At 43.9% G+C, this 244-nt stretch carries 1 protein-coding gene; it reads left to right on the top strand.

Features of this window, described 5'->3' with window-relative positions; all coding sequences use genetic code 11:
* Positions 1-91: 91 nt before the first annotated feature.
* A partial coding sequence (locus N2257_08400) for a GTP-binding protein (GenBank protein MCX7794405.1) occupies positions 92-244 on the top strand: 153 nt, incomplete at its 3' end.

Here is a 244-nt window from a genome sequence, read left to right as displayed (position 1 = left end):
GAAATTGAAAGAGTAAATATTTTATAATAATTTTGCGGATCTAAAGGGGAAGCCTTGTTTCCCTCTTTAAAATCCAGAATCGGAGGTACAGATGGCAAAGGCCAAATTTGAGAGAGTAAAGCCCCATGTAAACATAGGCACGATAGGGCATGTAGACCATGGCAAGACCACGCTTACGGCGGCGATAACCAAGGTACTTGCGATGTTAGGCAAGGCTCAGTTCAGGCCTTATGACAGCATAGAC

The sequence above is a fragment of the Thermodesulfovibrionales bacterium genome, from assembly GCA_026417875.1.
Lineage (GTDB): Bacteria > Nitrospirota > Thermodesulfovibrionia > Thermodesulfovibrionales > CALJEL01 > CALJEL01.
Note: the sequence above shows the minus strand (reverse complement) of the source record. Positions and strands in the feature narration are given on the sequence as shown.